This window comes from Paraburkholderia adhaesiva (assembly GCF_021390575.1).
GTDB lineage: Bacteria > Pseudomonadota > Gammaproteobacteria > Burkholderiales > Burkholderiaceae > Paraburkholderia > Paraburkholderia adhaesiva.
Map to the genome: position 1 here is coordinate 674823 of NZ_JAJEJQ010000003.1, position 19399 is coordinate 694221.

Consider the following 19399-nt stretch of genomic DNA (forward strand, 5'->3'; position numbering starts at 1 on the left):
CCTCAGCCTGTACCTCGGCGTTGCTCGAAGATAAGGAGCATCAGGCAGGCATAGACCGTTACAGCCAGAAAGAGCCCCATTCGCACCGCAAATGCCGTGTACACATCCTTGCCGGCCACGCTGTCCTGCACCGACTGCCCAAGCAGGATGATCATCGTGACGAGGCTGTTCAGCCAGAATCCGGGCGAGTAACGCGTTGGGCTGATGCGATACAGCTTGCGTCCCACCAGCAGGCCGAACAGCAGCATCCACAGGAAAAACATCCACACGTGCACAAAGAGCCTGAGCGCGAACCAGAACGCGATCGCGAGCAGGCCGCCCAGCAGCGTGGAGCCGATCAGATCTCGCGCCGCATGGCGGGCCGTCGTTGTGCAACTCTGCCTGCCAAGGCTCACGGACTTCATGATGATCGGCATGTAGCTCGCTGGATCGGTCATCGCGAGCAGGTACGCCGGCATCACCACGAGCGCGGCGCGCAGTGCAATACGCGTCGCTTGTGCGTCGGGCATCACCTGTGCGGCAGGCGCACGCCGCGCGTCGGCAGGTTCGGGAAACAGGCGGTGAGTCAGGGCCGACACCAACGTCGCAAGCAATAGTCCCTTCGCTAGTGCACCGACGACGGTCACGGCCAGTTGAAATTCGCTCGTCCCCGCAGCGGAGATCATCGTCAATCCTGCAACCAGAAATGTGGCGACCAGATTGTTTCCGCCACGCAGGCCGTATCGAAAGGCCAAATAAAGCATGAGGCCAACGATCATCACGCCAGCGAACGCGTAGTGACGAAGCAGCGGAACAAGAAGCAAGCCGCTGCCTGTGGTCAATGCCACGACCAGCACGAGAACCGTACCTGTCTTGAGCGACAGCGGCCGCGTTTGCGTCGCAAGAAGAAAGACGGCGAACACCGGCGCGACGACGGGAATCGGGAAATCCAGCGCGAAACTGATCGCGAGGCAGAGCGCAGTCCCGGTAGCAAGGCGTAGCGCACGGCGGCCGGGCAACAGGAGCCTGTTTTCCATGGACGTGGTCAGTAGACGTACGAGACCCAGCTCATCACGCGCACAAACACGCGACCGAGCGGATTGAGCGGATTGCCCTGAGTCGGAAACGCCATCACCTCTGCCTGGCCGCCTACACGCATGTTGCGCAGACGTTCGCGTTCACGCGGGTCGAACTCGACGATCACTGGAAAGCGTTGAGCAGGCCGCAGCCAGTCGCGGCTGTTTTGCACGGTGGGCAGACTGCCCGGCGGCGTGCTCTGGCCCGTGCTCACGCCATAGCCGATACTGCGAATCCGGCCGTCGAAGACCTGGCCCGGCAGCGCGTCCAGCGAGATTTCCACCGGCGTGCCGGGCCGGAGATGGCCGAGGTTGTTCTCGGTCATGTCGGCGCTGACCCAGACGTCGCGGATCGCAATCAGCGTCATCACCGGACTGCCTGCCGCCGCGAACTGGCCGACTTCCGTCCGCAGATCCGTGATGACCCCGCCCGAGCCGGCCAGGATCCGCGTGTTGGCCAGATCGAGTTCAGCCTTCTTCACGGCGGCGGCCGCGCTGCGCAACTGCGCGTTTTCCGCTTCGCTGCCGCCTTGTTGTTCCCGTGCGCGCTCCACTTCGGCACGCGCAGCCTCGACCTGGCTCTGGGCCTGCTCATACGTGGCTCGCGCGACTTCGATGCGTCGAAGTGAAACCGTGCCTTCGTCTTCGCGGTATAGCCGTTCCAGGCGCTCGCTGTCCTGGCGCGCCTTGACTTCGTTCGCGATCGCCGCCCGCAGCGACGCGAGCGCCGATTCAATGCCGGCGGTGCTGGCGCCGACCTGTCGGCGTGTGGACTCGTAATCGGCCCGCGCACGAACGGCGGCTATCTGGTATTGCTCGCTATCGATTTCGAAGAGCACGTCGCCCGCGTTGACTTCCTGGTTGTTGTGCACGAGTACGCGCGTGACATGTCCCGACACTTCCGCGGCGACGGGCACGACGTAGGCCTGCACGCGCGCCTGTTGCGTGTACGGCGTAAAGCGGTCGGCGAGCAGATACCAGACGAGGCTCACGACGATCAGCCAGACGATCCACTTCACCGCCTTGCTCGAAGGATCGGCGGCCGGTGCCGGTGTCGGCGCAGCGTTCGAGGGTTCGGGTGTATCGCTCATCGGGATGCACCTTCCGGGTGGACGGCGGCGCTGGATGGGGCGCTCACTTCGTCGAGCAGGTCGCCCCAGTCGGTGCGTTGCCGCATCTGCTTGCGGGTCGCGTCATCGATTAGCGACTGCTCCGTGTACCAGCCGCCTCCGAGTGACTTGTAAAGGGCGACCAGGCTGCCTACGGCGTTGCTGCGGTTGACGATATAAGCGTCCTGCTGGGTGAACAGAGCGCGCTGGGCATCGAGCACACGCTGAAAATCCGAATACCCTTCGCGGTAGATCGTATTGGCGAGCGTGAGGGAGCGCCGCGCGGCCGCTTGAGCGTCGTTCAGAATGGTCTCGCGCTGCAACGCGGCGATCAGTGCCGTGGCGGCGTCATCGGCCTCGCGAGCCGCCTCGCGCACGGTATTCTGGTAGGCGACAGTCAACTGTTGCAGCCGGGCATCCTGCACGCGCACGTTGTTCGTGATCCTGCCGTGATCGAACACGTTCCAGGTCACGCTTGGGCCTACTGCAACGCCCAGGGTATTCGGTGAACCCGTGAGCGAACTCGCGCTCCAGGCAAGCGAACCCAGCAACGACACGGACGGATAGAAGTCAGCCTTCGCCACGCCGATGAGCGCCGACTGGGCGGCCATCTGATATTCGGCGGCGCGAACATCGGGACGACGCAATAGCAGATCGGCCGGCACGTTCTGCAGCACCGCGCGGTCCACCAAAGGGACCACGCCTTCTTTGCCGGGCTGCACGTCGAGTTCCGGCAGCGGGCCGGGTGGCTGGCCCGTCAACACGGACAACCCGTGACGCGAAAGCGCGATCTGGCTCTCGAGATCGGGGATGCTGCTGAGCGTTCCCAGATACTGCGTTTTCGCCTGTTGAAGATCCAGTTCATCGGTCTCGCCGCTCTTGAACAGTTTCTCCGTGATCTCGAAGCTGCGCTTTTGCAGCTGTGCGTTCTCGCGCGCGATACGCAGCCGGGCCTCTGCCGTGCGCAGCGCGAAATACGTATCCGCGATCTGCGCGTGCAACAGCACGAGCGCGGCATCGCGGTTGGCTTGCGCGGCAAAGAACGATGCATCGGCGGACTCGATTGCGCGGGCGAAACGCCCCCAGAAGTCGAGTTCCCAGCCGACACTGAAACCCGCTCCGTACTGCAGATAGGCCCCCGAACGCGGATCGAATCCATCGGAGCGCTTGCGGGCCGAGGCGAGCACGTCGGCATTGATCTGCTGTACCTGAGGGTAGCGTCCGGCGAGCGCGATACCGAGTTGAGCGCGGGCTTCGATCACGCGCAGACCGGCAATCTTCAGGTCGCCGTTGTTGGCATCCGCAACGGCCATTAGACGTTCGAGATTCTGGTCGCCGAATATCAGCCACCATTGGCGCAGGTCAGGCTCTGCGGCCTGTTGCGTTACCTGATTGATCGAAGCGCTGCTCCAATGCTCGCTCCACGCTTCATGCTGCGGCTGAAAGTCCGGTCCCACACGCATGCACCCGCTCAGGCAACCTGCGCCGAGCAGCATCGCCGTCGTGAAGGGGCGCATGGCAGGCAACACGGCTCCACGCCTGCAGCTTCAAGGCTGCTTCTGTTCCTGAGCCGGGTCGGACTGTAGCTTTGGCGGATCTTTCACCCATCGCCAGAAGAGCTGATAGCCGACCGACAGCATCACAGGACCAATGAACAGGCCAATGACGCCACCCGTCACCATGCCTCCGAGCGCGCCGATCAGTACGACGGGCATTGGCACCGCGACGCCTCGCCCCAGCAGCAATGGCTTGAGCACGTTGTCCGCCAGACCTGCGACGAACACGTAGACGGAGAAGATGATCGTCGCCGTGCTCACGCCCTCGGTCACGATCACGAAGATGATGACGGGCACGGTAATCAGCGTAGCGGGCAGTTGCATGATGCCGATAAGCAGCACGGCGAGGGCGAGCAGACCTGCACCGGGAATGCCCATGATGATGAACGCGACGCCGATCAACAGCATCTGGATGAACGCGATACCGACGACACCCTGGGCCACTGCGCGAATGGTCGCCGTGCACAGGTCGGTGATCTGGGTGCCGTTCTCCGCGCCGAAGATGCGCGAGGCGATCTGCACGGCGGCGCCGTGCCCCTTCTCGCCAAACGCCATCAGAATGCCCGCGACGATCAGAGCGGCGAAGAATACGAGCAGTCCCGCGCCCAGACCGGTGACCGTTCCTAGCAGGGCACGACCCACCTCCTTGAGTTGCGGTGCGAACTTCTGCGCAAAGCTGACGAGGTCCGTAGAGGCCGCGAGCCAGCCGGCATACACACGTTTGCCAACCAGCGGCCAATTCGCCACCGAGTCGTCAGGTGGTGGTATCTGAAAGCTGCCGCTCTTGACAATGGCCATCGCGTTCTCAAGCGAGTCGGCGAGCGCAACGCCGAGCATATAGGTCGGCCCAAGAACGACGACAAAGGCGACGAGCACGATCAGCGTGGCAATCAGACCGTCCTTGTTGGCGAGCGTTCGGCGAAGCATGACCTGAAGAGGATAGAGCGTGATAGCGAGAATCAGCGCCCACACCATAAGGTTCAGGAACGGAACGAAAATCCGGTAACAGAAGACAGCCAGCACAGCAACGAGTCCGGCGCGAATCAGTACATCGAGTAATTCTCTGGACAAAACCCGTTGTGTGGTCGGTGTTATCAGCATGAGTTTTTCTCCTGCCAGGTCGCATCGAGAATCGTCGGTGACACAAGCGTATCTGCGATCACGGCCACAGTGGCCGTTGCGAGGAACTGTCGTCGGGATTGTTGCCGTGCTCTTCAGAGAGCGATCCCTCACTATCGGATTGGGTCCGGATAGCTTCAATCGGACTTTGGTCTCATATCGTCCCGTGCGGATCGAAAGCGGTTCAAAAGCTGATCGCAAACCCGAATGACACGCCGTGCACATTGTGGCCGAACACGTATCGCACCATCGCCCGTGTGCGGGTGATGATGATCGGGTACCGGCTGCTGTCGAGTTCGAGGCCCACGCCTAGCGAAGTGAGGTCATTGAATCCCAGCACCCCGGCGCTGTCGCCAAAGTAGTGGGAGTAGGCGGCTTCAAGAACATAGCGGACCGGCCGGTCGAGCGCGTGCCAGCCGGTTGGCGCGCGCCAGCGTGTCCAAAGGCTCACTTGTTGCGCCACGGCCGAACCCTGAACGGCCTCCGACGAGCTACCAAAGCTGTGCAGGTAGATATCGGTCGCGCGCAGTTCAGCGTCGATTTCATAGTTTTCGCGGTAGTGCTCGAAATCGAGCATCAGCGAGCCGCCGTAGCCATACGCATTCAGTGCGCCATTCTCGAGAAACTGGAGGTTGCTGTCGGTGACGTGATTGAAGAGCGTCTGTCCCACCCGCAGATCGCTCGCGACGCGCCCAACCATGCCGTTCAGGATCGGACGGAAGGCGAGTTCGTCCGTGATCCGGAAGTCCCAGCCGACGCCGATCGTCGTACTGACGGTATTCCATCGGGTCGGCACCGAACGCTGCTGGGCGCCATCCGTCGCAATGAAAACCGGATCGTAACGGCTGTAGGCAATCGTGCCTTCCAGATACACCGGATACTTCCTGCTGAGCGTAAAGCCACCGCCCAACTGTGACTGACCGAAGCCTGGATTCCCGCTGAGGCTGTTATTGACCGACAGGTTACTGGTCGTGACGTCAGGGACAGTCGTGTAGGTCATGATGGCGAGCACGGCGTCGGCGTGCCGCTTCACGTTGCCACCGATGACGGTGTTGGGCGACAACAGGCCAGGGACGACCTGAGCATTCGACTGGCAAGGCAGCAGGACCGCTAGAAAGCAGGCACATACCCATACCCGTGCTGACTTATCCGATCTACCACGCATGAAGCACTCCTGTTGTTGGAGCATCGTTCATTTCCCGTTGTAGTCGGCCAACTGGAAAACGCCAGGATGTGGCGATCAATATTTGATGTCACGCGCCGTCTGACGGCCCTGCTGCTTGGTGTGGCGCTTGTCCTGCCGGCATTGTGAGTTGCTTGTCTGGTTAGCGGCGCGGCATTCCTGTTTGGTGTGACGCGAGCCCTGACGCGTTTCCTGGCGAACGTCGCGGCCTGCGCGACGTTGTTGCGCTTGTTCAGTGGCCGTTGCATTGCCGAACGAAGCTGCCAGAAGGAACGCAGTGAACGTAGCGACGAGTCCACGGGTGCATGCAGCCATGATGCAATCTCCCATCAAGGTGTGAGTCTGACCAGGCCGAGATCCAGACGTCGTATGGCTGCGCGCAGATTCCGCGTACGATCTCGCGAGTTTGTGAGCGCTCGAAAATTCTCGGCATGGACCTGTTCTCCGTTTTCGCACTGGAAAACAAGCGTGCGTGCGATTCGCCGACAAGATATCGATTCCCGACATAGCGTTGAAGTCCGTCCGCTTTCAGGTTCTTCAGCTTGAGTCAGCACCACATAACCGTATCCCACCTGGATCGCGCCTTGAAAATACGACTTTGGTCTCATTGTGCGGTTGCACAATCGCCGACATACTCGGCCCGATCGAAGCGCTAATAGCGCGAAGTTGGCACGCTCGAACCGGACATGCGTTCGACACACGCAGGGACGAGAATCGGCTCGGCAATCTGGCCGCTACCTCACGAAGGCCGCCGGACACCACGTTGGCGCGCTGCCAGGCGCCAGCACGTTCGACAGCACGATGTCGTATGGCCTCGTACGCGGTTGAGAGAGTGAAATCATGACAGTCGATCAGATCAGCCCGATTCTCGCAGGCGCGAAAGCGCTCGTCACCGGCATCGCGAACGAGCATTCGATCGCCTATGGCTGTGCGAAGGCGTTCAGGCAGGTCGGCGCAGAAGTCGCCATCACCTACGCTAACGAAAAAGCGAAGGCCTATGTCGAGCCGATTGCCAAAGAGCTGAACGCTCCAATTTTCATGCCATACGATGCGACCAGCGAAGGCGACCTTGAGGCCGTGTTCGAGCGCATCGAACAGGTGTGGGGGGGCCTCGATGTCCTGGTCCATTCGATAGCCTTCGCGCCGAAGGAAGACCTGCAAGGCGGCCTGCTCAATTGCTCGAGCAAGGGCTTCGGGATAGCCATGGACATTTCGTGCCACTCCTTCGTGCGGATGGCGCGCCTTGCCGCTCCGCTGATGAAAAATGGCGGGACGATGCTGACCATGAGCTATTACGGCGCGAACAAAGTGGTGACGAACTACAACGTCATGGGGCCGGTGAAGGCAGCACTCGAAGCCTGCGCGCGATATCTTGCGTATGAACTCGGACCGCAGCGTATCCGCGTGCATGCGATTTCGCCGGGTCCGCTGAAAACCCGTGCGGCGTCGGGCCTGAAAGACTTCGACTTGCTGCTCAATGAGGCCGCCCAGCGCGCGCCGCTCGGGGAACTCGTAGACATCATGGACGTAGGCTATACGTGCGCGTTTCTCGCGACGCCATATGCGCGCCGCGTTTCCGGCGAAACGCTGTATATCGACGGCGGCGTCAATATCATGGCGTAGTCCGCGGGAACCGTGCGAAACGTAGAATTTATCTTTGTGCTGCCCTGAACGGCTCGCGTGCGCATGGACCACCTCGTTGCTCTCTTTTTCGACCCCTCCCCCTGGTTGGCGCTCGTGACACTCGTGGTCATGGAGGTCGTGCTCGGCATCGATAATCTCATCTTCATTGCCGTTCTCAGCAACAAGCTACCGCCGGAGAGTCGAACGAGGACCCAGCGGATCGGTATCGGGCTCGCACTCGTGATGCGCCTGCTGTTGCTTGGCACCGTGGCGTGGATCACACGATTGACCCAGCCTGCGCTCACGTTGTTTGATCATGCCTTTTCGTGGCGCGACATCGTTCTGATAGGCGGGGGAGTTTTCCTTGTCTGGAAAGCGACGAAGGAAATTCACCACAACGTCTCACAGTACGAGGAGGAGGAAGAAGAATCGACTGGCGTCAAGCTGGTCAGCCTGACGGTGAGAGCAGCGATCGTTCAGATCTTGATGCTCGACATAGTGTTCTCCATCGACAGCATCGTGACCGCAGTCGGCATGACCAATCATCTGGCCATCATGTATCTCGCTGTGATCGTCGCTGTCGCAGCGATGCTTTTTGCGGCCGGCCCGCTGACGCGATTCATCGATCACAATCCGGCGATTGTCATGCTGGCGCTAAGTTTTCTTCTGGTGATCGGTATGACGCTGATCGCCGACGGGTTTGGCACTCACGTTCCGAAAGGCTACATTTACGCGGCGATGGCGTTCTCCGCGTTCGTTGAAGGCATGAACATGCTGGCGCGACGCGCGAGACATAACCGTCGTCTCAACCAGGGTGTCTAATCCAACGGACAGTCGTCAGCCTCGATAATTCGGCAGACGTGCAGCAGATCACTGGTGCACTGGCTTACTGCCTTCGCATTCGGCGGGCATGCTGCCTTTGCCGCTATTCTTTAGCGTCAATGTGAGTCGGCTTCCCCGGTTTGCCGTGAGGATCTGGCCGTAACTGACGGTCGGGATGAATTGAATATCTGGGGCAACGGCTATGGGAGGGTTCTTCGAACCGTCCACGGTCAGATCGAACTCTACGGTGATCGAGTCGAAAGTAACGCCCTGGCCCTGTCCTCGTGCCGCCTCATCCTTTTTGAAATCGCAAAGCCCTTCCAGGACACTCCGCAAAGCAGTGGAAATGTCGACTGGCTTTCCAGGCGGAATGGGCGGCGTGTTGCAGCCAGCCACCACAAACGGCAAAGCAATCAGGAATGGAGAGAGAAGGGCACGCATTCAGTTCTCCTGCTGAGTCACCTACGACAGTCCGTGTGTCCTGATGGCGCCAACGTCGAGGATGGCGCCAGGCACTCGATGGAATGACATTGACCGCATGACGTTCCGATACGCTTGCCGAACACGCGTTGGCCATTCTGAGTCTAGGACACTCATGAAAAAGGAACAACGTCTCTTCGGCAGATCGGCGACGTTGCCAGCGGATAGGACCAAGGTCCGATTTCATGCCGACGCTTAATGTGGTCTTGTCGGGAGAGTCGGGATCGGTTCGAACGGCCGTTCAAGCCATCGTAGCCATCGGTGCACGCGGGGCTTCACTATCAGGAAACGCGAGAACCCTCATCCGCCTGATGGACCCTTCCCGACCCACCGTCGGGAGAACGAGCACGATGACCGAAGAGCAGTTTCCCGCCGCAAGCGCCGTCGATAACGCGCCCGCCAGAGGCTGGCGCACGACACTGGCCGCATATCAATGGCTGAGGCACTACAGGCTGCAGTGGCTTTTGTCCGATCTCGTGGCCGGGGTGACGCTCGCCGCCTATGGCATTCCCGTCTCGCTGGCCTATGCGACACTCGCTGGGTTGCCGGCTCAATACGGCATCTATTGCTATCTGGTCGGAGGAATTTTTTACGCGCTGTTCGGTTCGTCGCGGCAGCTCGCAATCGGCCCCACGTCGGCAATTTCGATGCTCATTGGCGCGACGGTGGTGGACATGGCAGACGGCAATCCTGAGCGGTTCGCGTCCATCGCCTCGTTGACTGCGATACTGATCGCAGCCATGTGCCTGCTCGGGTGGATCCTGCGGCTAAGCTCGCTCGTCAACTTCATCAGCGAAACGATACTGCTTGGTTTCAAAGCCGGAGCGGCGCTGACGATTGCACTGACTCAACTGCCGAAGCTGTTCGGCGTCAAAGGAGGCGGGGAGCAGTATTTCGAACGTATCGCAATTCTGGCCGGGCAGCTTCCTGACACTCATGTTGTCGTGCTGGCGTTCGGGCTTGGCGCGCTGGGCCTGCTGCTCCTCGGCGAGAAATATTTTCCAGGGCGCCCAGTCGCCTTGTTTGTGGTGGCGCTCTCCATCGTTCTGCTGTCGGTGACACCGTTGAGCCGTATGGGATTCACGGTCGTCGGCGCCTTGCCCAGTGGCCTGCCCGATTTTCATTTGCCTTCGATCCATATCCGGGATGTCGATGGCATCGTTTCGCTTGCATTCGCGTGTTTGCTGTTGTCGTACGTGGAAAGCGTATCGGCAGCACGTGCGATCGCACAAAAGAACGGATATGAAATCGACGCTCGCCAGGAGTTATTGGGAATTGGCGCGGCGAATCTCGCCGCGGGTGTCTTTCACGGGTACCCGGTGGCGGGCGGCTTGTCGCAATCGTCAGTCAACGACAAAGCAGGCGCCAGGACCCCGCTCGCGCTGGTATTCGCGTCGATCGCGATGGGCCTGTGCCTGATGTTTCTCACGGGTCTGCTCAGTAACCTGCCCAACGTCGTACTGGCCGCCATCGTGCTCATAGCGGTGAAGGGCCTCATTGACGTTCGCGCGTTGCGTCACGTCTGGTACGCCAGCCGTCAAGAGTTCCTGGTGTCCATGGTCGCATTCATCGCCGTACTGCTGCTGGGCATTCTTAGCGGGGTGATTTTCGCGGTACTCGCGTCGATGCTGGTGCTCATCGTGCGCGCCGCGCATCCGCATGTGGCGGTGCTTGGACGCATTCCGGGAACACACCGGTATTCGGACAACCAGCGCCATCCCGAGAATGAGTCGATACCCGGCGTACTGATGTTCCGCGTAGAGGCTTCGCTGCTTTACTTCAATGCGGACCATGTGCGGGCGACGGTACGGGCGGCAATCCGGTCGGCAACGAGCCCGGTCAAGCTGGTGATAGTCGATCTGTCCAATTCCCCGTCGGTGGACATGGCAGGCGCCCGGATGCTGGCCACCTTGCACTCCGACCTCGCCAAGGCCAGAGGGACTTTGCGGATCGTTGCCGCGCATGGAAGCGTGCGCGATATGCTGCGCGCGGAAGGACTGGATCAGCAGGTTGGCGATATCGGCCGCCGGGTCTCGGTGGATGACATTATCGAAACGCATTTGCGCAATGTCGATTTGAAGGTCGTGGGATCGGATGATCCGGTGCCGTAAACACGGCCCGGTGGCGGAACGTCGGGTTATCAACCTTGAGGCGAGGTCATATGAACACCACCATGCAAGCCCCGCAAGACAAATCAGATATGCGCAGGCAGGTGCTCAACACCGTCGATCGCGTGTGCGAACTTTGCTTTGGTCTGTTCATGGCCCTGACGTTCGTCGGCGCCGTCAAGGCAGTCACCGCCGGCGCAGACGAGGGGAACAAGATGTTCTTCACCGCACTCGGATGCAATCTTGCGTGGGGCCTGGCGGACGCCGTGATGTATCTCGTGCGCACGCTCGCCGATCGCGGACAGCGCCTGAAACTCGTGCAAACTGTGCGGCAGGAGCAGGATCAGGCGGTCGCCGTGCGTGCCTTGCGCGAGGCATTGCCGGACAAACTTGAGCCCCTCGTCGAAGACGCTGACCTCGAGCGGATTCGTGCACGCCTGGCGACCGTGCCGACGCTGCAGCCTCGCGCGAAATACGTTTTCGATGACTTCGTCGGCGCGCTGGGCATTTTTCTGCTTGTTGTCCTCGGTACCTTTCCGGTCGCGCTGCCGTTTCTAGTCATCCAGGATCTCAGGACGGCACTCATCGCATCACGCGTGCTCACACTCGTGATGCTCTTTATCGCGGGCTATGCGCTGGGGCGCTACAGTGGTGGTGGGGCGATGAAAGCTGGGTTAACGATGGTTGCGCTTGGCGTTCTTCTGACGATGGCCATCATTGCGCTGGGCGGGTAATCGGCGTAGACCGTCGGCCACGCCCACGCCAACGCACGTTGTTGTCGCGTTCAGCGACAACAACGTGCGCTGATACTTCAGGCCTTGCGGGCCCGAAGAAACTTGAAGAACTCCACGCCTTCCTGCAGGCGCCGTCTCATCATTTCCCAGCTCACCAACATCTCGCGGAGAATTTCCCAGATCTTCGACGGCCTGAAATAAAAGCGCTTATAGAACTCCTCGACACCAAGATAGATCTCATCGCACGAAAGATGCGGATAGCCGATAGCTGCCGCCTGGGTGCCAGCTTCATTAACGAGCGTGATGACCTTGCCGTCATTCAGCCATCCATTCTCGACCGCCTGCTTGTGAAGGACCGTACCCGGATAAGGCGCCGCGAGCGACACCTGAATCGTGTGCGGGTTGATCTCTTTCGCGTACTGAATCGTCTTCTGGATCGTTTCGTGCGTCTCGCCGGGAAGTCCAAGAATGAACGTGCCGTGGATCTTGATTCCAAGCTTGCGGCAATCCTCGCTGAACTGGCGAGCCATATCGGTCCGCAGTCCCTTCTTCACGTTCACGAGGATCTGATCGTCACCCGACTCGTAGCCGACCAGCAACAACCGCAACCCGTTGTCCTTCATCACCTTGAGGGTTGAATAAGGCACGTTCGCTTTCGCGTTGCACGACCACATTACGCCCAGCTTGCCAAGGCCGCGCGCAATCTCTTCGGCTCGCGGCCTGAGGTCGGTAAAGGTATCGTCATCGAACATGATCTCCTTGATCTCGGGCATGTTGTCCCGGATCCACTTCACTTCTTCGAGGACGTTCTCGACCGAACGTGTGCGATAGCGATGGCCGCCGACCGTGTGCGGCCAGAGACAGAAGGTGCACCTGGATTTGCAGCCGCGGCCCGTGTAGAGCGATACATAGGGATGCTTGAGGTAGCCGCTGAAATAATTTTTCGACGTCAGGTCGCGCTTGTAAATGGGCGCAACGAACGGCAGCTGGTCCATGTCTTCGAGAATCGGCCGGGCTTCGTTGTGCGTGATTGACCCATCGGGCAGACGATAGCTGAGGCCGAGAATCGACTCGAACGGAAGACCCTGTGCGATCTCGCGACACGTGAAGTCGAATTCTTCGCGGCACACAAAATCGAGCGCATCGCTCGCGGTCAGCGAGCCTTGGGGATCGACGGCTACTTTTGCGCCGACCATGCCGATGAGGATCGACGCTTTACGTTGTTTCAGATGTTCCGCAAATCGAACATCACTGGAGAAGGACGGAGAGCTCGTATGAATGATGACCAGTTCATATTCCTGGGCAATATCAAGCGTGGTTTCCAGAGAAAGGCCATCTGCGGGAGCGTCCACGAGGCGGCTACCCTCGACCAGTGCTGCGGGCTGGGCGAGCCACGTCGGATACCAGAACGATTTGATCTCGCGCTTCGTCTGGAACCGTGAGCCCGCTCCGCCATCGAAACCGTCATATGAAGGTGCCTGCAGAAACAACGTTTTCATGAATGCCCTCGAAAAAATAGTCATCCCGACCTGGGTCGGTGACCTGCAGGAACTCGCCATGTATCGGCGATGTTCTCGAATTGTTTCAATGCCTTCAAAAAATTGACACGTGCTGCATAGCGACTGTAGACGCCGTCCTTTCCTGTGTCACCGGGAACGAAAGACGATCAAGGATACTACGTCTTGCTGTTTCGACTTTGCAAAAAAATTGGCCCTTTAATCCGCTGGTCATTACAAAGATATTACGTTTGACATTTGCAGTTGCATCGATTTCAAGCAGATATTCCGCTTCATGCTTCCCGCATTTAAGCACGCACTACAGAGCGATTTATGCGCGGCGTGCGTTTCCATCAGCAACTCTTTCTGTGCTATATCTGCGGTGAATTCGTAGCAGCATTCGCCACGCCCGGTACGGGCGTGCGCAAATGCGCTTGAACCCGTCTGCCGGAGAATCCGATTCGGAACGGGCAGCGACAGTCACGACGCGTATCCGCGCGTTCGCAGCGCTCGATGCTCCATAGCGGGAGGCGATGTATGACGCTAGTTCACAGCAATGCGGGTGGTGTGCCTGTTGGCGATGGCCAGCACATCAGCCCGGCGGAATTCTTGCTGATGGCAGGCTTTCTTGCATACCGGGCGCCACGGGCGCAGGTCGATGCGCGAGCAGCGGCCCGACGCGTTCTCGATGCTGTTCTCGGGGTAGCGACAGCGCACGGGTTTGCCGATTCAGACGCTCTCGAATCGATGATGGCGAGTGCAGAAAAATCTACACGCGTGTGGAGTCTCGCGGAGCAGGCCACCGCTGCCGTCGGCGACACGGCCGCTTACCTGCAGGTACTTCGCGGCGCTGGCGTAACGCTGGAAGTGGACCCTTGATTGCAGCCGTTGGCGCGGGTCGCGGCTTTTCAACTCGATGCAAAGGGGCCGGGTCCGGAAGTGCCACTCATGGGTTGCCGGTTCCGAGGCCCGAAACGAATGCAGGCCTTTGTGTCGCGCTTCGGTCCAATACCCCAGCACTCCGCGTTTAAGCGCCATCTGCTCTACGCATCATTTAATCGCGACCCATGCTGAGCCCGTTTTGTCGCGTGGTGCGAATTCATCGGGCTCGCCCAAAATCAGTCGGTAGATGCCTGAACGATCCACATCATCCGACTCGACTCCTGCCCCGGCAAGTTGACGGCCCATTAGCCGGAAGCGGCCATCGATTCCGTCACAAAACAGCCTCGTCGATCGTGAGCATGGCAACGCCATCGCCACATTGTCATTTCATATGACTATTGCGCCAGTCGCGCGGCGTCATGCCAAAGCGCGCGCTGAACCAGTTCGTGAATGAACCCTGCTGCGAATAGCCTAACAAGGTGGAAACGCGCCCGATCGGATACCGCGGATTATTCATGTAGCGCACCGCCAGCTCGGACCGCACTTCTTCGATTAGGCGCGTGAAGCTCGTATTGGCAAGCCCAAGCTGGCGCTGCATGGTGCGAACGCTCAGATGCAGATGCGCGGCCACTCGCTCGACGGTGGCCTGCTCGACTGGAAGCAGGAGGTAGATCGCCTTGCGCACTTCGAGCGCGGCGGAGGCGACACCCGTCGCATTGAGCGAATCGGCGAGGCTCTCTGCGTAACGCACCAGTTCCGGGTCGGCGGCAGGGTTGGGGTAGTCGAGGTCGCCCGCCGCGCATACGAGGCCGTTGAAGTCGCTGCCGAATTCCAGCGGGCACCCAAAGAAGCGGCGGTGAAACGTGAGGTCTGCCGGCCCCTGATGAACGAAATGAACGGAACGCGGTTTCCATCGATCGCCGAGCAGGGCGCCGGCGTGGCGTGCGAGCACGCCAACCGCGAGTTCGATTGCCTGATTCGTGCGAACACCCGGATCGACGACGATTTCCTCGCGGATGGTGACCGTTTCACCCGCATCCTCGATATACACCGCGAGGGCTTCGTTCAGCAGATGCCGGTATTCGACTGCGGCAATCAGCACTTCGCGCATCGTGCGCTTGTGCGCGAGCAGAACGTTGATGAGGCCCGTGCCGAACTTCTGCCGTGTCTCGGCCATTTGCAGCGCAAAAGTCGGAGACGATGCCTTTTCGGCCGTGAGCTCCAGTATCCGGCAGGCCGCTGCAGCGGATATGCGCTCGTCCGGGTTCGCGAGCGCTGCGGCGTCGATCCCGGCCTGCTGCGCAAGTTCGACCGGGTTCAGTCCAGAGCGCCGCGCCACGTCGAAATAGCCGCCTAGCGAGCCCGCGCGCACCATCGTTTCCATCGTTGTGTCTCCTCCACGCATCGTGGTTTGCCGCGCTTCGCCAGCCGGCAGCAACCGCGCTTTCGCAATTATTGGTGTAAACGCCAGGTGGCGTTGGTGTTAACGCTCGGTGGTGTTAACGCCTGGTGGCGCGAAAGCCTAAAACGATGGCGTTCATTCACAAAAGTGTAGCGCGGGAACGGCGTATTGTTCCAGCTCAACGGACAACGCAATTCCGGGCGGTATTTCAAGCGACCAGCTGCGTCGCGAAACGTCGGAATACCGTCACCCATATTGGAGAACACGATGCAATTCCTCGACGACTCGCTGCACCCCGAGAATCAGGACAAGGTGGTCATCACGACCGCGCCGTACGGCCCGGAGTGGATGCCCGAAGATTTCCCGGAAGACATTCCGGTGACGATGGAAGAGCAGGTTCAGAAGGCCGTGGACTGCTACAACGCGGGCGCGACCGTGTTGCATCTGCACGTGCGTGAACTCGACGGGAAGGGCTCCAAGCGCCTCTCCAAGTTTAACGAGCTGATCGCCGGCGTGCGCGCCGCCGTGCCCGACATGATCATCCAGGTGGGCGGCTCGATCTCGTTCGCCCCGGAAAATGAAGGCCAGGCAGCACAGTGGCTCTCGGACGACACGCGCCACATGCTCGCTGACCTCGATCCCAAGCCCGATCAGGTGACGGTGGCGATCAACACCACGCAGATGAACATCATGGAGCTGCTCTATCCGGAATACCTGGAAGGCACCTCGTTGTCCAACCCTGCGTTCATGGCGGCCTATAGTGAAATGACGGTTCCGGCCGGTCCGGCCTGGGTGGAGGAACACCTGCGCCGTCTGCAGGCTTCCGGCATCCAGCCGCACTTCCAGCTCACGGGCATTCACGCGCTCGAAACGCTTGATCGCCTCGTGCGCAAGGGCGCGTACAAGGGCCCGCTGAACCTGACGTGGATTGGCATCGGTGGCGGCTTTGACGGCCCGAACCCGTTCAACTTCTTCAACTTCGTGCACCGCGCACCGGACGGTTGCACGCTGACCGCCGAGTCGCTGCTGAAGAATGTGCTGCCGTTCAACATGATGGCGATGTCGATGGGCCTGCATCCGCGTTGCGGCATCGAAGACACGATCATCGACCAGCACGGCAAGCGCTTCACGTCGGTGCAGCAGATCGAGCAGTGCGTGCGCGTGGCGCGGGAACTGGGCCGCGAGATCGCGACCGGCAAGGAAGCGCGCGAGATCTATCGCATCGGCGTGCAGTACGACACGATCGATGAGACGCTCGCAGCGAACGGTATGGCGCCGAACCGAAAGCCCGGCGTGAAGAACGTGCCGATGTACGCGGCGTAATGCGCTGCTGACGACCCGGCCAGCATCGACAATCGGCCGCATTTTTTCCGGCGGCCCATACCGCCCGACCACGAGCGGAATCTAAGGAGACGACATATGCTTTCCACGCATGCCGAGCCCACCGCGGGCGAGTTTGCGTCGACGAAAACGAACGTGCCCACGTATGCATGGGTCGTGTTCGCCTTGACCGTCGGGTTGCTGCTTTCGGACTATATGTCGCGGCAGGTGCTGAATGCCGTGTTCCCGCTGCTCAAGGCGACGTGGAATCTCTCGGACACCCGGCTCGGCTCGCTGAGCAGTGTGGTCGCGCTGATGGTGGGCGTGCTCACGTTTCCGCTGTCTGTGCTGGCCGACCGCTGGGGCCGTGTGAAGAGCATCACCCTGATGGCGGCAATGTGGAGCGTCGCGACGCTCGGCTGCGCGATCTCGGCCAACTATGGTCAGATGCTCCTCGCGCGTGCATTCGTCGGTATCGGTGAAGCCGCCTATGGCAGCGTCGGTATTGCAGTCGTCCTAAGTATTTTTCCGGTGCATCTGCGTGCCACGATCACCGGCGCCTTCATGGCCGGCGGCGCGTTCGGATCGGTGTTCGGCATGGCAGTCGGTGGTGCGGTTGCGGCTCATCACGGCTGGCGCGCGGCGTTCGGCGCGATGGCGGCCATGGGGATCCTGCTGGTCGTTCTCTATCGTATCGTCGTCACCGAAAAGCGGCTCGCGCCGCTGCAGCCGCAAAGCGTGAGCGGACACGCGCAGGACCTCGGTATGCGTACGAGCTTGCGCGCACTGATGAAGGGGCTGTTTTCCACGCGTTCGGTCGTTTGCGCCTACGTCGGCAGCGGTGTGCATCTGCTGGTTCCGGCCGCCATCTGGAGCTGGATGCCGAGCTTCCTGAACCGCTACTACGGCATGGAAACCGGCAAGGCTGCCGTGACCGCCGCGGCGTTCGTTCTCGTGACGGGCGTCGGCATGGTGGTGTGCGGAAACCTCGCGGACCGCTTCAGCAAGCAGGTCCGCGAAAGGAAATGGAGCGTTGCGATTGCGTACTGCCTGATCTGCTTCACGCTGCTCGCAATCGGCCTGCACATGCCTGCCGGTACGGCGCAACTCGTCGTGATCGGTGCCGGCATGTTCTTCTGTGCAGGCGCGACCGGCCCCTCGGGCGCGATGGTGGCGAACCTCACGCCGCCGTCGATCCACGCCTCGGCGTTTGCCACGCTGACGCTTGCAAACAACCTGCTGGGGCTCGCACCTGCTGCAGTGCTGACGGGCATCGTGGCCGATCGCATCGGGCTGCTCGGCGCGCTGCAACTCGTGCCGTTTGCCCCGCTGGTTGCGGCAGCCGTGTTCTTCATCGGCAAGCGCAATTACACCGCCGATATCGATCGCGCGAATACCCTGCGCGAAGAAGCTGCGCGCTAGATGAAAACAAACAGTACGCAATAGTGCATCAAGGGTGGGACGAACCGTCCCACCGCAAATGAAACGATTTAGCAGTTTGAGTAAAGGATAGGAGAGTAGAAATGGCGAAAGCAGTGCGCTTCCATGAAACCGGCGGACCCGAAGTCTTGCGCTACGAGAGCGTCGAAGTGGGCGACCCGGGCCCCGGACAGGTCCGCCTGCGCCACGAGGCGGTGGGACTGAATTTCGCCGACACCTACTTCCGCAGTGGTTTGTATCCGGTGCCGCTGCCTGCGGGCATGGGTGTCGAGGCTGCGGGCGTGGTCGAGGCCGTGGGCCCCGAAGTCACGAACGTCGCGGTCGGCGACCGCGTGACCTACACCGGCTTCATCAACACGCTCGGCGCTTACAGCACCGAACGCCTGATCCCGGCGGCACCGCTCATCAAGCTGCCGGACGCAATCTCCTGCGAAACGGCTGCCGGCATGACGATGCGCGGCCTCACTTCGTCGTACCTGATGCGCCGCATTCATGACTTCAAGGCCGGCGACACGATTCTGCTGCACGCGGCCGCAGGCGGCGTGGGCCTGATCGTTTCGCAATGGGCGAAGCTGCTGGGCCTCACGGTGATCGGCACGGTATCGAACGAAGCGAAGGGCGAAGTGGCGCGCGCACATGGCTGCGATCACATCGTCTATTACAGCCGCGAAGACGTCGCGAAGCGCGTGCGTGAGCTGACGAATGGCGTGGGCGTGAACGTCGTGTTCGACAGCGTCGGCAAGGACACCTTCGAGGCATCGCTCGATTCGCTCAAGCGCCGCGGCCTGATGGTTTGCGTCGGCACGGCGTCCGGCGCGATCCCGCCGTTCAATCCGCAGATCTTGGCGATGAAGGGGTCGCTCTACCTCACGCGCCCGGCGCTCGCTGACTATATCGCGGACCCTGCCGAGAAAAACGCGCTCGCCGAAGAACTGTTCGGGCATGTCGCAGCGGGCCGCATCAAGATCGAACTGAACCAGCGTTACGCGCTGGAAGACGCGGTGCAAGCGCACCGCGATCTCGAATCGCGCAAGACGACGGGCTCGTCGGTCTTCGTTATCTGAGGAGAG

Annotated in this window: 18 protein-coding genes; 8 read left to right on the top strand and 10 right to left on the bottom strand. The window is 60.7% G+C overall.

All coding sequences use genetic code 11. The annotated features are described in order from the left end of the window. Positions 1-2: 2 nt before the first annotated feature. From L0U80_RS27105 to L0U80_RS27130, 6 genes are all read right to left on the bottom strand, one after another. The gene (locus L0U80_RS27105) at positions 3-1016 is read right to left on the bottom strand and encodes a DUF2955 domain-containing protein (RefSeq protein WP_233873337.1); all 1014 of its coding nucleotides are present in this window, start codon (positions 1014-1016) and stop codon (positions 3-5) included. Positions 1017-1024: 8 nt separating this feature from the next. After that, a complete protein-coding gene (locus L0U80_RS27110) occupies positions 1025-2146 on the bottom strand; it encodes an HlyD family secretion protein (RefSeq protein WP_233873340.1) in 1122 nt (373 codons plus the stop codon). Next, a complete protein-coding gene (locus L0U80_RS27115) occupies positions 2143-3681 on the bottom strand; it encodes an efflux transporter outer membrane subunit (RefSeq protein ID WP_233873894.1) in 1539 nt (512 codons plus the stop codon). The genes L0U80_RS27110 and L0U80_RS27115 overlap by 4 nt, the downstream gene beginning before the upstream one ends. A gap of 30 nt (positions 3682-3711) precedes the next feature. Then, entirely contained in the window at positions 3712-4821 is a 1110-nt protein-coding gene (locus L0U80_RS27120; RefSeq protein ID WP_233873343.1) for an AI-2E family transporter, read from the bottom strand. 202 nt (positions 4822-5023) lie between these two features. After that, entirely contained in the window at positions 5024-6004 is a 981-nt protein-coding gene (locus tag L0U80_RS27125) for a hypothetical protein (RefSeq protein ID WP_233873346.1), read from the bottom strand. A 75-nt stretch (positions 6005-6079) separates the two neighbouring features. Further along, positions 6080-6337, bottom strand: coding sequence for a hypothetical protein (locus L0U80_RS27130; RefSeq protein ID WP_233873349.1), 258 nt, complete (start codon positions 6335-6337; stop codon positions 6080-6082). Positions 6338-6862: 525 nt separating this feature from the next. Here L0U80_RS27130 and fabI point away from each other — a divergent pair. Both fabI and L0U80_RS27140 read left to right on the top strand, forming a co-directional pair. Next, positions 6863-7645, top strand: coding sequence for an enoyl-ACP reductase FabI (gene fabI / locus L0U80_RS27135; protein WP_233873351.1), 783 nt, complete (start codon positions 6863-6865; stop codon positions 7643-7645). Between the two features lie 63 nt (positions 7646-7708). Beyond that, on the top strand, positions 7709-8467 hold the full coding sequence (locus L0U80_RS27140) for a TerC family protein (RefSeq protein ID WP_233873355.1): 759 nt from the start codon (positions 7709-7711) through the stop codon (positions 8465-8467). Between the two features lie 48 nt (positions 8468-8515). Here the strand turns inward: L0U80_RS27140 and L0U80_RS27145 are convergent, their stop codons facing one another. Continuing rightward, positions 8516-8908, bottom strand: coding sequence for a hypothetical protein (locus L0U80_RS27145; RefSeq protein WP_233873358.1), 393 nt, complete (start codon positions 8906-8908; stop codon positions 8516-8518). Positions 8909-9297: 389 nt separating this feature from the next. On the opposite strand from L0U80_RS27145, the gene L0U80_RS27150 reads away from it, so the two are divergent. Both L0U80_RS27150 and L0U80_RS27155 read left to right on the top strand, forming a co-directional pair. Further along, positions 9298-11058 (top strand): SulP family inorganic anion transporter, encoded by a 1761-nt coding sequence (locus L0U80_RS27150; RefSeq protein ID WP_233873361.1) that lies wholly within the window; start codon positions 9298-9300, stop codon positions 11056-11058. Positions 11059-11108: 50 nt separating this feature from the next. After that, positions 11109-11789: a VIT1/CCC1 transporter family protein gene (locus L0U80_RS27155; RefSeq protein WP_233873364.1), complete on the top strand. Its 681-nt coding sequence runs from the start codon at positions 11109-11111 to the stop codon at positions 11787-11789. 77 nt (positions 11790-11866) lie between these two features. On the opposite strand, the gene hpnJ is transcribed toward L0U80_RS27155, so the two are convergent. After that, the gene (gene hpnJ, locus L0U80_RS27160) at positions 11867-13288 is read right to left on the bottom strand and encodes a hopanoid biosynthesis associated radical SAM protein HpnJ (protein ID WP_233873367.1); all 1422 of its coding nucleotides are present in this window, start codon (positions 13286-13288) and stop codon (positions 11867-11869) included. Between the two features lie 534 nt (positions 13289-13822). Between hpnJ and L0U80_RS27165 the strand changes: the two genes are divergently transcribed. After that, positions 13823-14164 (top strand): hypothetical protein, encoded by a 342-nt coding sequence (locus tag L0U80_RS27165; protein WP_233873370.1) that lies wholly within the window; start codon positions 13823-13825, stop codon positions 14162-14164. Positions 14165-14549: 385 nt separating this feature from the next. Here the strand turns inward: L0U80_RS27165 and L0U80_RS27170 are convergent, their stop codons facing one another. Next, on the bottom strand, positions 14550-15551 hold the full coding sequence (locus tag L0U80_RS27170; RefSeq protein WP_233873373.1) for an AraC family transcriptional regulator: 1002 nt from the start codon (positions 15549-15551) through the stop codon (positions 14550-14552). A gap of 68 nt (positions 15552-15619) precedes the next feature. After that, positions 15620-15835: a hypothetical protein gene (locus L0U80_RS27175; RefSeq protein ID WP_233873376.1), complete on the bottom strand. Its 216-nt coding sequence runs from the start codon at positions 15833-15835 to the stop codon at positions 15620-15622. A 1-nt stretch (position 15836) separates the two neighbouring features. Between L0U80_RS27175 and L0U80_RS27180 the strand changes: the two genes are divergently transcribed. The 3 genes from L0U80_RS27180 (at position 15837) to L0U80_RS27190 (ending at position 19393) form a co-directional block, all read left to right on the top strand. Next, the gene (locus L0U80_RS27180; protein ID WP_233873378.1) at positions 15837-16892 is read left to right on the top strand and encodes a beta-keto acid cleavage family enzyme; all 1056 of its coding nucleotides are present in this window, start codon (positions 15837-15839) and stop codon (positions 16890-16892) included. 96 nt (positions 16893-16988) lie between these two features. After that, positions 16989-18311 (top strand): MFS transporter, encoded by a 1323-nt coding sequence (locus L0U80_RS27185; RefSeq protein ID WP_233873381.1) that lies wholly within the window; start codon positions 16989-16991, stop codon positions 18309-18311. 101 nt (positions 18312-18412) lie between these two features. Further along, a complete protein-coding gene (locus L0U80_RS27190; RefSeq protein WP_233873384.1) occupies positions 18413-19393 on the top strand; it encodes a quinone oxidoreductase family protein in 981 nt (326 codons plus the stop codon). Positions 19394-19399: the final 6 nt, after the last annotated feature.